At 73.2% G+C, this 13,987-nt stretch carries 13 protein-coding genes and 2 pseudogenes; 7 read left to right on the forward strand and 8 right to left on the reverse strand.

What is annotated here, in order from left to right:
- Positions 1-3 precede the first annotated feature (3 nt).
- Together QUE40_RS05685 and QUE40_RS05690 are read right to left on the reverse strand one after the other, a co-directional pair.
- Positions 4-2,535, reverse strand: coding sequence for a bifunctional FO biosynthesis protein CofGH (locus QUE40_RS05685; protein ID WP_289232556.1), 2,532 nt, complete (start codon positions 2,533-2,535; stop codon positions 4-6).
- Positions 2,536-2,660: 125 nt separating this feature from the next.
- A complete protein-coding gene (locus QUE40_RS05690) occupies positions 2,661-3,530 on the reverse strand; it encodes a LysR family transcriptional regulator (RefSeq protein ID WP_289232557.1) in 870 nt (289 codons plus the stop codon).
- 72 nt (positions 3,531-3,602) lie between these two features.
- On the opposite strand from QUE40_RS05690, the gene QUE40_RS05695 reads away from it, so the two are divergent.
- From QUE40_RS05695 to QUE40_RS05710, 4 genes are all read left to right on the forward strand, one after another.
- Positions 3,603-4,415: a class I SAM-dependent methyltransferase gene (locus QUE40_RS05695; RefSeq protein WP_289232558.1), complete on the forward strand. Its 813-nt coding sequence runs from the start codon at positions 3,603-3,605 to the stop codon at positions 4,413-4,415.
- A gap of 75 nt (positions 4,416-4,490) precedes the next feature.
- The gene (locus QUE40_RS05700; protein ID WP_289232559.1) at positions 4,491-4,904 is read left to right on the forward strand and encodes a VOC family protein; all 414 of its coding nucleotides are present in this window, start codon (positions 4,491-4,493) and stop codon (positions 4,902-4,904) included.
- A 5-nt stretch (positions 4,905-4,909) separates the two neighbouring features.
- Positions 4,910-5,338, forward strand: coding sequence for a VOC family protein (locus QUE40_RS05705; RefSeq protein WP_289232560.1), 429 nt, complete (start codon positions 4,910-4,912; stop codon positions 5,336-5,338).
- Positions 5,339-5,646: 308 nt separating this feature from the next.
- Entirely contained in the window at positions 5,647-7,173 is a 1,527-nt protein-coding gene (locus QUE40_RS05710) for a hypothetical protein (RefSeq protein WP_289232561.1), read from the forward strand.
- A 548-nt stretch (positions 7,174-7,721) separates the two neighbouring features.
- Here QUE40_RS05710 and QUE40_RS05715 read toward each other — a convergent pair.
- Positions 7,722-8,075, reverse strand: a complete 354-nt coding sequence (locus tag QUE40_RS05715; RefSeq protein ID WP_142004777.1) for an antibiotic biosynthesis monooxygenase family protein — start codon at positions 8,073-8,075, stop codon at positions 7,722-7,724.
- Positions 8,076-8,140: 65 nt separating this feature from the next.
- Here QUE40_RS05715 and miaB point away from each other — a divergent pair.
- Together miaB and QUE40_RS05725 are read left to right on the forward strand one after the other, a co-directional pair.
- Positions 8,141-9,672, forward strand: a pseudogene (miaB, locus tag QUE40_RS05720) (tRNA (N6-isopentenyl adenosine(37)-C2)-methylthiotransferase MiaB).
- Between the two features lie 53 nt (positions 9,673-9,725).
- Positions 9,726-10,562 (forward strand): aminoglycoside phosphotransferase, encoded by an 837-nt coding sequence (locus QUE40_RS05725; protein ID WP_289232562.1) that lies wholly within the window; start codon positions 9,726-9,728, stop codon positions 10,560-10,562.
- On the opposite strand, the pseudogene QUE40_RS05730 reads toward QUE40_RS05725, so the two are convergent.
- A pseudogene (locus QUE40_RS05730) lies at positions 10,549-11,606 on the reverse strand (RtcB family protein). The gene QUE40_RS05725 and the pseudogene QUE40_RS05730 sit on opposite strands and share 14 nt — an antisense overlap.
- Between QUE40_RS05730 and QUE40_RS18930 the strand changes: the two are divergent.
- Positions 11,488-11,739 carry a hypothetical protein gene (locus tag QUE40_RS18930; RefSeq protein ID WP_350227185.1) on the forward strand — a complete coding sequence of 84 codons (252 nt, stop codon included), beginning with the start codon at positions 11,488-11,490 and terminating at the stop codon, positions 11,737-11,739. The pseudogene QUE40_RS05730 and the gene QUE40_RS18930 overlap by 119 nt on opposite strands.
- A gap of 142 nt (positions 11,740-11,881) precedes the next feature.
- On the opposite strand, the gene QUE40_RS05735 is transcribed toward QUE40_RS18930, so the two are convergent.
- The 4 genes from QUE40_RS05735 to QUE40_RS05750 form a co-directional block, all read right to left on the reverse strand.
- Complete coding sequence (locus QUE40_RS05735; RefSeq protein WP_142004782.1) at positions 11,882-12,238, reverse strand: ArsC/Spx/MgsR family protein; 357 nt, start codon at positions 12,236-12,238, stop codon at positions 11,882-11,884.
- 46 nt (positions 12,239-12,284) lie between these two features.
- Positions 12,285-12,575 carry a hypothetical protein gene (locus QUE40_RS05740; RefSeq protein WP_289232563.1) on the reverse strand — a complete coding sequence of 97 codons (291 nt, stop codon included), beginning with the start codon at positions 12,573-12,575 and terminating at the stop codon, positions 12,285-12,287.
- A complete protein-coding gene (locus QUE40_RS05745) occupies positions 12,572-13,615 on the reverse strand; it encodes a DNA polymerase III subunit beta family protein (RefSeq protein WP_289232564.1) in 1,044 nt (347 codons plus the stop codon). Before QUE40_RS05745 ends, QUE40_RS05740 begins: the two co-directional genes overlap by 4 nt.
- Positions 13,616-13,798: 183 nt before the next feature.
- Positions 13,799-13,945: a hypothetical protein gene (locus QUE40_RS05750; protein ID WP_170206777.1), complete on the reverse strand. Its 147-nt coding sequence runs from the start codon at positions 13,943-13,945 to the stop codon at positions 13,799-13,801.
- Positions 13,946-13,987 lie beyond the last annotated feature (42 nt).

Here is a 13,987-nt window from a genome sequence, read left to right on the forward strand (position 1 = left end):
AGGTCAGGCGGTCCGGTCCTGGGCGACCCGGTCGTACGTCGTGTGCCGCTGGGCGGCGGGACGGCCGGCCAGCGTGGCCATCTGCTCCAGCTCGGCGATCGACTTGCGCGAGCCGTTCGTGCTGCCCGCCATCCGCGAGATGGTCTCCTCCATCAGCGTCCCGCCGAGGTCGTTGACCCCGCCGTTCAGCACCTGGGTGCACACCTCCGGTCCGAGCTTGACCCACGAGCACTGGATGTTGTCGATCAGCCCGTGCAGCATGATCCGCGCGACGGCGTGCACCGCGCGGTTGTCGCGCACGGTCGGGCCCGGGCGCGCCACCCCGGCGAGGTAGACCGGCGCGTTCTGGTGCACGAACGGCAGCGGCACGAACTCGGTGAACCCGCCGGTGCGGCGCTGGATCTCGGCGATCGTGCGCAGGTGCCCGACCCAGTGGCGCGGGTGGTCGACGTGCCCGTACATCATCGTCGAGGTCGTCGGCAGGCCCACCTCGTGCGCCGTCGTGATCACCTCGATCCACTGCTGCGCCGGCAGCTTGCCCTTGGTCAGCACCCAGCGGATGTCGTCGTCGAGGATCTCCGCGGCGGTCCCGGGCAGCGAGTCGACGCCGGCGGCGCGCAGTTCGGTGAGGAACTCCCGCAGCGGCAGCCCGGTTCGCGACACCCCGTTGATGACCTCCATCGGGGAGAAGGCGTGGATGTGCAGCGACGGGGCGGCCGCCCGGATCTCGCGCGCGATGTCGAAGTACGCCGTCCCCGGCAGCTCCGGGTGGATGCCGCCCTGCACGCAGACCTCGGTCGCGCCCACCTGCACCGCCTCCGCGGCGCGCTGGGCGACCTCGCCCATCGACAGGGTGTAGGCGTCGGCGTCGGTCTTGCGCTGCGCGAACGCGCAGAAGCGGCAGCCGGTGTAGCAGACGTTGGTGAAGTTGATGTTGCGGTTCACGACGTACGTCACGACGTCACCCACCGCGTCGCGGCGCAGGTCGTCGGCCAGGCGGGTGACCGCCTCCAGGGCCTCGCCGTCGGCGGTGATCAGCGTCAGCGCCTGCTCCTCGGTCACGCCCGCCGGGTCGCGCTCGGCGGCCGCGAGGGCCTCTCGCGCAGCGGAGTCCAGGCGCGCGGGGGCGGTGTCGCGACCGTCCGGCTGCGCGGCCTCGCTCGCGACCTTCTCGCGCAGGGCCTGCCAGTCGCCGTAGACCGCGTCGAAGTCACCGCGACGGTCGGTGCGGCGCCCTTCGTCGTCGATGGCGGTGTGCAGGTCGGTGCGGCCGCTGTCGTCCCACCCGCCGTCGGGCTCCTGCCACGGCAGACCCGTGGCCCGGGCGCCGGCGCGGGCCAGGCCGTCGTCACCGCGCAGGGCGTCGACGTGCGGCCGCAGCCGCGGGTCGACCCACGGGAGGTCGAGATACTCCGGGTGGGCCGTGAGCCGCTCGCGCAGCTCGAATCCCAAGGAATCGCAAAGGGATCCGAGCGCGTCGACCTGCGGCCAGGGTCGCTCGGGGTTGACGTGGTCGGGCGTGACCGGGCTGATGCCGCCGAAGTCGTCGACGCCGGCCTGCAGCAGCCGACGGCACTCCTCGAGGTCCACGAGGTTCGGCGGCGCCTGCACCCGCGCGCCCGGCCCCAGCACCACCCGGGTGGTCGCGATCGCGGCGAGGTACTCCTCCAGCCCGAGGTCGGGCACCGACCGCATCGCCGTGTCGGGCTTGGCCCGGAAGTTCTGCACGATCACCTCCTGGAGGTGCCCGTGCTCGCGCCCGACCCTGCGCAGCGCGAAGATCGTCTCGGCGCGCTCGGTGAGGGTCTCGCCGATGCCCACGAGCAGTCCGGTGGTGAACGGGACTGCCAGGCGACCGGCGTCCTCGAGGGTGCGAAGGCGTACGGCGGGGTCCTTGTCGGGCGACTTGTGGTGGGCGAGGCCGGGCTGCTCGAACAGCCGCGTGCTGGTCGTCTCGAGCATCATGCCCATCGAGGGCGCCACCGGCTTCAGGCGCATCAGCTCGCCCCAGGACATGACGCCGGGGTTGAGGTGGGGGAGCAGGCCGGTCTCCTCCAGCACGCGCACGGCCATCGCGCGCACGTAGTCGAGGGTGGAGTCGTAACCGGCCTCGTCGAGCCACTGCCGCGCCTCGGGCCAGCGGTCCTCGGGGCGGTCGCCGAGCGTGAAAAGCGCCTCCTTGCAACCTTGTTCGGCGCCCGCACGGGCGATCTCGAGCACCTCGTCCGGCGTGAGGTACGGCGCCGGCAGCTTCCCGGGGACCGTCACGAACGTGCAGTAGTGGCAGCGGTCGCGGCACAACCGGGTCAGCGGGACGAACACCTTGCGCGAGTAGGTCACGGTCGCGGGGCGGCCCGCCTCCTGCAGACCGGCGTCGCGCACCCTGCCGGCGACGGCCAGCAACCGCTCCAGCTGCTCACCCCGCGCTGCGAGGAGCGCGGTGGCCTCCGCGACGTCGATGCTGCGCGCGGACTCGGCGCGGCCGACCGCTCGGGCGATCTCACGCTCGGTCGGTGCCTGCGACAGATCAGTCATGCCTCGATCCTCACCGATGACCAGGGCGTTTCGTGGCTCGGGGCGGCGTGTGTCTCGAAGGCCAGGAGGAATCCGGGCGCAGGCCCGTTCGTAGGGGTGTGCGCGAGCGGCGAGAGGCGGTGAGGTCAGCGGCGGGCGACGGTCAGGTGCAGGGCTCGTCGCAGCTCGCCGCGCCCCGCCGCGAGCCGGGGGTCCGCGGCGCGCGGCGTGACCAGCGACAGCCGGATGCGCTGCCGGAACGGCAACGGGTCGAGCACCTCCTCCTCGGTCGTCTGGTGCGCGAGCGCGCTGCGCGGGACCACCGCGAGGCACCCCACGCGTCTGGCCATCGCCACCGCGGTGGGGAGCGTCGCGGCCAGCTCGACCTCGGCGCCCAGCCGCGCCAGGCGAGCCGCCACCTCAGGGCCCGTGCTGTCGTACGTCGCGACGAGAACCCGGCGACCGGCGTACGGCGTGCGGCCGCGTCCCCTCCCCGGCGTGCTCCTGCGGCGGAAGACCTCGAGCACGTCCTCCCCGAGCGGGTGCACGCGCGCCTGCCGGGGGAGCGTCATCTGCTCGGCGATGCCCACCACGGCGGCGTCGAGACTGCCCTCCGAGACCAGGTGCACCAGCTCGGGTCCGTGCGACACCGTCGGCAGCACCGGCTGCCGCAGCAGCTGCTCGACGGACGGGAACACCGACGGCGCCAGTGACGCGAACGTGCCTATGCGCAAAGGCTTTTCGCGGGATGCGGCGTGTGCCGCGCGATAGATGCCGTCGAGATGGCCGAGCAGGTGCTCGGCCTGCCGGGCCACCTCCTGTCCGGCGGGTGTCGGCCGCGCGCCCGTCGTGTCGCGGGTGAACAGGGGCAGGCCCAGCCGGCGCTCCAACGTCGACAGCCGTGCGCTGGCGGACGGCTGGCTCACGTGCAGGCGGCGCGCTGCAGCTCCGATCGACGCCTCCTCGGCGATCGCCAGCACGAGGCGCAGATCATCGATGCTGGGATCATTCGCCATAGGGCAACCCTATGACCCGCCGTACGCCCTCGCTGGCTACCGCAGGCACGGCCGGCCGACCACGGTGGAGCCATGACGAACCAGGCGCACACCCACCCCGACCGGACCCTCCCGACCCCCGACCAGGCGCGCGCCTGGCTGCAGCGCTGGGACGACCAGCAGGCGACGTACTTCTCCGACCGTGACGAGCGCTTCGAGGTGATCTGCGACGTGCTGGTCGAGACGGTGCAGCGGCCCGACCCGCTGGTCGTCGACCTCGGGGTCGGCCCCGGTTCGCTCGCCCGCACGGTGCTGCAGCGCATCCCCGGCGCGACCGTGGTGGGCGCCGACATGGATCCGCTGCTGCTGGGGCTGGCGAGCGCGGCGTACGGCGAGGAGCGGTTCCGCCTGGTGCAGGTCGACCTGCGGCGCGACGGCTGGCTGGCCGAGCTCGACCTGCCGCGGGCACCGGACGCCTTCATCAGCACGACGGCGCTGCATTGGCTCGAGCGCGCACCGCTGCAGCGGCTCCTGCGCACGGCCGCCGAGTCGCTCGCCGGCAGAGGGGTTTTCGTCGACGGCGACCACCTGTTCGTCGCAGCCCGGGACAAGAATCGCGTCGTGCGGTCCGACCTCGACCAGCTCGCCCAGGCCGTCGCCGACCGGGCCGCGGTGCGAGCCGGTGGGCAGGAGGCGGAGGGCTGGTCGCAGTGGTGGGACGCCGCGGCGACCGCTCCCGAGCTCGCCGGCCTGTGGCGGCAGCGTGCGGCCATCGACCTGTCGCACGACGTGAACGACGCGGCGACCCTCGCGGACTACCTCGACGCGCTGCGCCAGGGCGGCTGCCGCGAGGTCGGGACGGTCTGGCAGGTGGGGCACGACCGGGTCGTCGTCGGCCTGCGCTGACCCGCCGCAGATCGGCCGGGTCGGCCGATCGGTCCCGGCAGCGGAGCGTCCGGGATGGTCGTTACCGTCGCCGCCATGAGCGAATCGACGACCCCGAAGCCCAAGCTGGACCTGGTGATCCTCGACTGCCCCGACGCGCTGGCCCTGGGCCGCTTCTACGCCGAGGTGCTCGGCTGGGAGCTGGAGGAGGGCTCCGACCGCGACTGGACCACCCTCGTGCCGCCCGGCGGCGGTCTCTCGCCGGACAACCCCGACGGCCGAGCGACGTTGGCGTTCCAGCGGATCGACGACTGGGTCGAGCCGACGTGGCCGGGCGGGGCGCACCCGCAGCAGTTCCACCTCGACCTGGCCACCGGAGGCAGCATCGAGGCGGCCGAGCCGGGCGTCCTCGCCGCTGGCGCCCGGGTGCACGAGCACCAGCCGTCGGACGACGGGCACTTCAAGGTCTACCTCGACCCGGCCGGCCACCCGTTCTGCCTCATCAAGTGAGCGGCGTGAGCGACGGCAGCGGCGGCCTGCGGGCGGTCCACCACATCGACCTGTGGGTGTCGGCGCTGAGCCGCGGGCGCGAGAGCTGGGGCTGGCTGCTGGGCGAGCTGGGTTGGTCCGAGGAGTTCTCCGACGACGACGGCTGCGCATGGACGCACCCCGACGGCACGTACGTCTTCATGCAGACCGCGCTGGTGCACGCCGAGTACGTCCGCACCGGCATCGGCATGAACCACCTGGCGCTGCTCGTGGACGGTCGCGACCGCCTCGACGCGCTGCGCGCCGCCGCGCCGGAGCACGGGTGGAGCGAGCTGTTCGCCGAGAAGTACCCCCACGCCGGCGGCGAGCAGCACGTCGCGCTCTACCTGGAGGACCGCGACGGCCTGGAGGTCGAGGTGGTGACGCCGCCGGCCACCGCAGAGCCGGTCGGGTAGGAGCTCGCCCAAGGCGGTCGAATAGGCGCGAGGCGCTAGCCGAGCGGCGTATCGAGACCACGCCGGCACCCAAGCTGGTCGAGTAGGCGCGGCTAGCCGAGTGGCGTATCGAGACCACGCCGGCACCCAAGCTGGTCGAGTAGGCGCGAGGCGCTAGCCGAGCGGCGTATCGAGACCACGCCGGCACCCAAGCTGGTCGAGTAGGCGCGAGGCGCTAGCCGAGCGGCGTATCGAGGCCACGCCGCCGACACTCCTGGGCTACCCGTGCCTTCAGAGTGGTTGTCAGTGGGCGCTCCTACGATGGGTACATGAGTTCGAACACCGCTCCCGGCGCTGGGTCGTGGGAGCCGGGCGCGCCGCTCGGTGACCAGGTCACCGGGCCGGCCGAGGTGTTCGAGTCGATGCTGCTGGAGGACGGGGTCCTGGGCGCGATCGAGACCGTGCTGAGTGGGCTGCAGGTCGCTGGCACCGACCCGGTCACGCTGCAGCTGGAGGGGATGAAGCTGCTCGCCGCGGACGTGGCGCGGCGGATGACCCGGCCTGACCCGTTCGCGGTCGGGGAGCACGACGACGGCTGGTTCGTCCCGTCCGACCTGCCCCAGGGCCAGGCCACCGAGCCGGGCGCCGACGTGGAGGCCGCCGGGAGCGATACCTGCGGTGCCGGCCTGGCCCCTGAGGCTGCTGCCGCGGCGCCGGCGTCGGGCTCGCTCGACACGACGGCGGACGATGCTGCTTCGGCCGGCACGTCCGCTGCGGAGCTGCCGCAGGCGTGGCGGGATGCGGCTGCGGCCGCGGCGCGGTTGGCGCGGTTCGAGGACGTCACAGTGGCGGCGCACCAGGTGATGAACCAGGCGGGTGCGGTCCGGGCGTACGCGGCCGAGCGGTGCGCCCGGTTCGACACCGCTTCGGACTCGACGCCCTGGTCGGCCGCGGACTGCCTGACCGGGGACGCCCCTCGCCCCGGAGACGTGACCGAGCATCCGCCCGGTCACCGGGGCCGGTTCACCGGTGACCTGCTCGCCCCGTCGCTGCGACTCGGGCCGCAGGCCGCGGACTCCGTGGTCGATGCGGCGGTCTGGTTGACCCAGCGCACCCCGGCGCTGCTGGCTGCGGTCGCCCGCGGCGAGGCCAACCTGGACACCGCTGCCGCGATCGCCCGTGAGCTGCAGGACGCTCGCCCCGACACCTGCGAGCTGGTCGAAGACGCGGTCCTCGGGCGCGGGGTGCACCAACGGTCCTTGTCCCCGGCGCGGCGCTCGGCCCGGGTCCTGGTCGAACGGTTCGAGGCCACCGCCGCCCGGACCACGCTGCAGCGGACGCAGGCCCAGCAGACCGGGGTCCGGCTCGACACCCACCCCACTCCCGGTCTGTCCTCCCTCACTGCGGTCATGCCCACCGGGCATGCCGCCTCCGTGATCGACGCGGTCGACCAGCGCGCCCGCGCCGCCCAGCACGAAGCCAAGACCGCCTCTGGCGACGGTCAGGCGCTGCTGCTCGGGCAGCACCGCGCCAACGCGCTGCACGACCTGGCCCTGGGCAACGTGGAGCTCATCGCCCACCTCGAACTCATCGTCCCGCCGGGGGCTCCCCGTCGCAGACTCCGCCGGCTGACACCCCGCCGCCGACCGGAGACTCCCCGCCGGAAGGAAACGGCCCATTGCCCGCGGGCCCGCCGCCGACCACAGACTCGCCGCCGGAAGGGAACGGCACGCCCGACGCCTCAGCGCAGCTCCCGGACCCTGCTCCCCGCGCAGTCACCGCCCCGGCCACCCAAGCGGAGCCCGCCACGACAGGCCGATCGACCGTCACGGCCGAACAGGCCGTGCAGATCCTGACCAACGCAGCCACGATCGTGGCCCACGACCGCGCCGGACCGGTCCCGACCGAGCAAGCCATCCAGCTCCTGACCACCCGCGCGCACCGAGTCACGGTCGAACACGTCGACCCGTGTGCCAGAGCCCGTGGACCAGACGACCCGGTCGGCCGCGACGGGCCCGAGAGCTACCGACCGGGCGCCCGGCTCAGGCGCGCGGTCAAACGCCGCGATCAGACGTGCCGGTTCCCCGGCTGCGACCGGCGCACCCTGTTCACCGACCTCGACCACGTCGAACCCTGGCCTCGCGGACGCACCAGCGCCAGCAACCTGCAGAACCTGTGCCGCCACCACCACTGCACCAAGCACCAAGCTGGGTGGCGCGTCGTCATGACTCCCGATGGGACCTGCACCTGGACCAGCCCCACCGGCCGCACCCACACCACCCAGCCAGGTCTGCTCGAGCTCCTCGACGACCTCGCCTACCCCGTGACGCTCGACCGGTGAGCTAGGCCCGACGTCCCCGGGGTCATCGCACGCTGGCGGGCTATTCGACCAGCGTTGGGGCGGCTACTCGGCCTGGCCCGACGAACCCGTGGCGACGGCGTACGACCACAGCTCGGCCGACATACCGACCGGGCCCTTGCCCGGCTCACCCGAGCCGCCGCCCGGCTGCCCGCCGGACTCGCCCTGCCCGTGCGCGCGGCCGAACGCCGACCCGTCGCGCCAGGCCTCGAACGAGGCCTCGTCGGCCCACCGGGTCACCACGAGCCAGGTGTTGCGGCCGTCGGTCGGCTGCAGCAGCTCGAACCCCTCGAAGCCGGGCTGCCCGTCGACGGCGCCGGCGCGCGCCGCGAAGCGCTGGGCCAGCTCGTCGCCGCTGCCCTCGGGGACCGTGATGGCGTTGATCTTCACGATGCTCATGCCTCGATCCTGCGCCACTCGCGGTTTCCGGCGCGCACCGGCCCGGACGTACCCTGGGCAGCGCGATGGAGACGAGCGCGATGAAGACGTACGAGGTCCGCACCCACGGGTGCCAGATGAACGTCCACGACTCCGAGCGGATCAGTGGTCTGCTGGAGTCGGCGGGCTATGTCGACCTGGCCGGGCTGGCCGCGGACGAGCGACCCCAGGCGCCGGACGTCGTCGTGTTCAACACGTGCGCGGTGCGCGAGAACGCCGACAACAAGCTCTACGGCAACCTCGGCCACCTGCGCCCGGTCAAGCAGGACAACCCCGGCATGCAGATCGCGGTCGGCGGCTGCCTCGCCCAGAAGGACCGCGCCACTATCGTCGAGAAGGCCCCTGGGTCGACGTCGTCTTCGGCACCCACAACGTCGGCTCGCTGCCGGTGCTGCTCGAGCGCGCGCGGCACAACGCCGAGGCGCAGGTCGAGATCCTCGAGTCGCTCGAGACCTTCCCGTCCACGCTGCCGACCCGGCGCGACTCGGCCTACAGCGGCTGGGTCTCGATCTCGGTGGGCTGCAACAACACCTGCACGTTCTGCATCGTGCCGAGCCTGCGCGGCAAGGAGAAGGACCGCCGCCCCGGCGAGATCCTCGCCGAGATCGAGGCGCTGGTGCAGCAGGGCGTCGTCGAGATCACCCTGCTCGGTCAGAACGTCAACAGCTACGGCGTGGAGTTCGGCGACCGGCTCGCGTTCGGCAAGCTGCTGCGCGCGTGCGGCGACATCGAGGGGCTCGAGCGGGTCCGGTTCACCAGCCCGCACCCGGCTGCGTTCACCGACGACGTCATCGACGCGATGGCCGAGACGCCCAACGTGATGCCGTCGCTGCACATGCCGCTGCAGTCGGGCTCGGACCGGGTGCTGAAGGAGATGCGCCGGTCGTACCGCTCGGCCAAGTTCCTCGGCATCCTCGACCGGGTGCGCGAGCGCATCCCGCACGCGGCGATCACGACCGACCTGATCGTGGGCTTCCCGGGCGAGACCGAGGAGGACTTCCAGGACACGCTCGACGTCGTGCGCGCCTCGCGCTTCTCGTCGGCCTTCACCTTCCAGTATTCCGTCCGGCCCGGTACGCCCGCCGCCACCATGCCCGACCAGCTCCCCAAGTCCGTGGTCCAGCAGCGGTTCGACCGGCTCATCGAGCTGCAGGAGGAGATCTCCTGGAGCGAGAACCGCACGGTCGAGGGCCGCACCGTCGAGGTGCTGGTCGCGCCCGGCGAGGGCCGCAAGGACGCCGAGACGCAGCGGCTCTCGGGTCGCGCGCAGGACAACCGACTGGTGCACTTCGCCGTGCCCGACGGGGCCGAGCGCCCCCGCCCCGGTGACATGGTCGAGGTCGACGTCACCTACGGCGCGCCGCACCACCTGGTGGCCGACGGCGCGCTCACCGGCGGCACCTACCGCGTGCGCCGCACGGCCGGCGGCGACGCGTGGGAGGCGCTGCAGGCGGGTGCCACACCCGGCGCCAGCCCCAAGCCCGCGGTCAGCCTGGGGATGCCGAGCATCGGCAAGCCCGCCACGCCGCCGCCGAGCGCGCCCGCCTGCTCGTTGTGACGAGCCCCTGCTCGCCCGGGTGTCGGGCGGGCAGCCGAACTAGCGTTGGCCGGGTGCTGCCCTCCGACCACGTGCTCGACCTGTTCGCGGTGCCGGGTGACGTGCGCTCGCTGCCCGGCGGCCGGGGCGGCAGCGTGCTCGCCGGCGACCTGGTGCTCAGCCCGGGCCGCGACGCGCGGGTCGCCGACCTGCTCGACCCGACGCTGGCGCGGCTGGCCGTCGCGCTCGACACCCGCCCCGGTCGGCGCGCGCAGGACCTGCGCATCGCCGTGCCGGTGCCTGCTCGTGACGGGTCGTGGGTGGTCGACGGATGGGGCGCGAGTCGCTTCGAGCCCGGCACCCGGGCGTGCACCGACCTCCCGGTGCTGCGCGCCACCGGCGCCGTGCTGCACGCCGAGCTGGCCCTGGCCGTGCGCTCGTGGCCGCCCGCCCAGCAGCCGCCGCGCCACCGGTGGGACGTCGCCGAGCGGGTGGCGTTCGGAGCGGCGGACCGCCTCGACGAGACGCCGGTCGGGTCGGACGAAGTGCCCTCTGCCACAGCCGATCTCGTGGACGAGTTGCTGCGCGAGCGGAGCGATCACCCGATCGGCCCCGACCAGCTGGTGCACGGGGACCTCGCCGGCAACGTGCTGATCGACCCGGCGGGCGCACCGGTCGTGATCGACCTCTCGCCCTACTGGCGGCCGGCGCTGTGGGCGGAGGCCGTGTGCGTGCTCGACGCGGTGATGTGGCTGGGCGCCGACGCCGGCGTCGTGCAGGAGTGGACGTCCGGCGCGCAGCGCGAGGCGATGCTGCGGGCCGGGATCTTCCGGCTGGTCGCTGACCAGCCGGAAGACCCCGAGCCCTACCGCCGCGCCCTGGGCGCGCTGCTGTCGCTCAGTCGCCCTTGACGTTGACGATCTGCCGCAGCGTGTGCCGGACCTCGACCAGGTCCGCGGCGTCGGCCATGACCACGTCGATGTCCTTGTACGCCTGCGGGATCTCGTCGACGAACGCGTCGGTGTCGCGGTACTCGATCCCGACCATCGCCTCCCGCAGCTGGTCCTGGGTGTACGCCTTGCGCGCCTTCGTCCGCGACAGCGCCGTCCGGCGCCGTGCGGCGAGGAGTTCAGCGACACCGGGTTGCCCAGCCCGGACACCACGTAGGACGCGGTGCCCATGGAGCCCGGGATCAGCCCCGGGCGACCCCGCTCGGCGTTGATCGCGCCCTTCCGGGAGACCCACACGTGCTTGCCGAAGTGCTTCTCCTGCTCGGTGTAGTTGTGGTGGCAGTTGATCCGCTCGGCCTCGACCAGCGAGTCGAGGCCGACCCACCGCCGCACCTGCTCGGCGACCCGGTCCATCATCTCCTCCCGGTTGAGCAGCGCGAACTGCTGCGCCCACCGCAGCTCGCGCACGTAGGCCCAGAACTCCTCCGACCCCTCGACGAGGTAGGCAAGGTCCTTGTCCGGCAACGAGATCCACCACTTCTCGCACATCCGCTGCGCGACCTTGATGTGGTGCTGGGCGATCTTGTTGCCGACGCCCCGCGAGCCCGAGTGCAGGAACAGCCACACCCGGTCCTCCTCGTCGAGGCTGATCTCGATGAAGTGGTTGCCCGAGCCGAGCGTGCCCAGCTGCAGCCGCCAGTTCTTCGCGTAGGACTCCGGGTCGAACCCGGCCTGCTCCGCCGCGGCGGCCAGCCGGTCCAGCCGCTCCTGGGTGTGCTCGCGGCTGATCTTCCGGTTGTAGCCACCGGCGGACAGCGGGATCGACCGCTCGATCTGCTCGCGCACCGCCGCCCGGTCCTGCGGCAGGTCGGTCGCAGTCAGCTCGGTGCGGACCGCGATCATGCCGCAGCCGATGTCGACGCCGACGGCCGCCGGCATGACCGCGCCCAGCGTCGGGATCACCGAGCCCACGGTGGCGCCGAGCCCCAGGTGGGCGTCCGGCATCAGCGCCAGGTGCGGGTGGATGAACGGCATCGTGGCCGTGCGCTCCGCCTGCTCCCGGGTCGCGGGCTCGAGCACGCTCGCCCAGCTGAGCAGCTTGTCGTTGATCTTCTCCATCGTCCGCTCCTTCCCGTGAGCAGTCTCGGGTGTGCCGCCGGTTCGGCAGCGACCGAGAGTGACACGCGGGAGATGCTGGCCGCCAACGGTTTTCGGCGGTTCCTCGCCGAGACCGACTCGGGCGCCGGGGCGGTCGTGCAGGCGTCAGCGGGCGGCGCGGATCAGTCCCGCAGGAACTGCGGCACCCGGTCCTTCGGCCGGCCGATGATCGCCCGGTCGCCGCGCACCAGCACCGGCCGCTGCATGAGGCGGGGGTGCTCGGCGAGCACGTCGGCGACCTGCTCGGGCGTCTGCACGTCGGCGTCGGTCAGGCCGAGCTCGGTGAACAGCTTGTCGCGCCGCACCAGGTCGCTCGGCTCGTCCTCGAGCTTGCCGAGCAGGTCGAGCAGCGCCGCGCGGTCGAGCGGCTCGCTGAGGTATCGCACCACGTCGGTGTCGACCCCGGCCGTCTCGACCTCCTCCAGCGCCGCGCGCGACGTGGAGCAGCGGGGGTTGTGCAGCAGCGTGAAGTCAGCCATGCCGGCAGGCTAACGGGCTGCTCGGCGGGGCTCGGCCGGTCGCGGCTCAGCCGGCCGCGCTCTCGCCGTGCTGCAGCCGGTCGTACGCCGCCCGGCAGGCGCCGCAGTCGCACGTCGTCGACGCATGCATGGTGCCCGAGTTGCGTGTGCTGCCAGGCGGATACAGCGGCTCCGGTCTGCCCCCGGGATGGCCGTACGTCTGCTGCAGCTGCGGGGTCGGGTCCGCCTGCGCCGCTCCCCGGTTGCAGCAGCTGCACGAGGAGTAGCCGCGCGAGCGCGGCTCGTGCCACCCGGTCGCGTGCCCGCAGGCGCGGCAGCGGTGCACCAGCACGCTCATCGCGGCGCGCCACCTTCTGGACGGATCGGCATCAGCAGCGACAGCGCACCGTCGCTGCCGCGGACCGCGAGCGGGGAGATCGGGCCGTCGAGGCGCAGCACCGGTTCGTCGCCCGCGGCCGTGACTGCGTCGAGCAGGAACTCGTGCCGCACCGTGATGCCGGGGGCGCCCGGGCCCGCACCGGTGGACGAGGCGGGAACGATGGTCGCGGTGCCGGACCGTGCGTCGATCTCGAGATCCGTTGTCTGCCAACGGGACTCGACGGCCGATCCGGAACTCTGGTCCTGCCCCTCCAGCAGCCGTCGGTAGTCCGGGAAGTCTCCGTCGACCAGCCCTGCAGAGCAGCCGGCGGTCCCGACCTGCAGCGAGACCTCGTCCTCGACAAGCGCCAGGCTCACCGCCGTCGACCCGCCGGTGTCGCGCAGCAGGTCACCCACCTCGGCCAGCCAGGCCGCGGGCACGACGCCCCGGGCGCACCCCTGCCCCGCCCGGCCATCCTCCGGCTGCCACACCTCGACCTCGTGCACCGCCAGCCGGTAGCGATCGGTCGCCACCATCCGCAGCAGCCCCGGCTCGATCTCGCACAGCGCGCCGTGCAGGACGGGAAGGTCTGGGTCCCGGCCCACGGCGAAGGCCACGGCCTCGATCAGCCGGCGCAGACCCGCGGCGGAGACGGAGACGCGCACGGCCGCGGACTCGCCCTGGTCGCCCAGCCCGGCGCGCAGCCGCGCGATCTCGCGACGGGCGTCCTCGAGGCCGCCCTCCAGCCGGCGCAGGTGGGCGGCGAGCAACCCGTCGACCAGCTCGACGTCGTGGTGCTGCTCCACGGCCTCGCGGATCTCGGCGAGCGGGAGACCGACCCGGCGCAGACCCGCGACCAGGCGCGCCACCGCGACCTGGCCGGGCGCGTACCGGCGATAACCGCTGGTGGCGTCGACGGCCTGGGGGCTCAGCACGCCGGCCCCGTCGTAGAAGCGCAGCGCGCTCACCGTGAGGCCGCTGCGGCGGGCCACCTCACCGATGGGGAGCAGATCGGTCATGGGGCTACTCCACACCCTCGACCGGGTCGAGGGTCCAGCCGCAGCGACGACGCGTCCGCGCCCGGCAGGCGGCAGGGGAGCGCAGCAGAACCCACCGATGACAAAGCTGCAGCGCGCGACGGCGGACCGTCACGCGCTGCAGCCGGGGAGCGAGTCGGCTCCGAGAGGCGCGGCTGCGCCTGCTCAGCTGCCGATCGCGCCGCTCTCGTCCTCGGGGTCACGCTCGGGCGGAAGCGGCATGCCCTCTTCGGTGGCCGTGCTCTCCTCGTCCTCCTGATAGACCTCGTCCGTGTGCTCGCGCTCTGTGTCGGGATCAGGCTGCGTCGTCATGGCACCAGGTTAGAGGGCTCGCGCCGGCGCTTCACCCGAGCC

It is taken from the genome of Barrientosiimonas endolithica (assembly GCF_030296655.1).
Classification (GTDB): domain Bacteria; phylum Actinomycetota; class Actinomycetes; order Actinomycetales; family Dermatophilaceae; genus Barrientosiimonas; species Barrientosiimonas humi.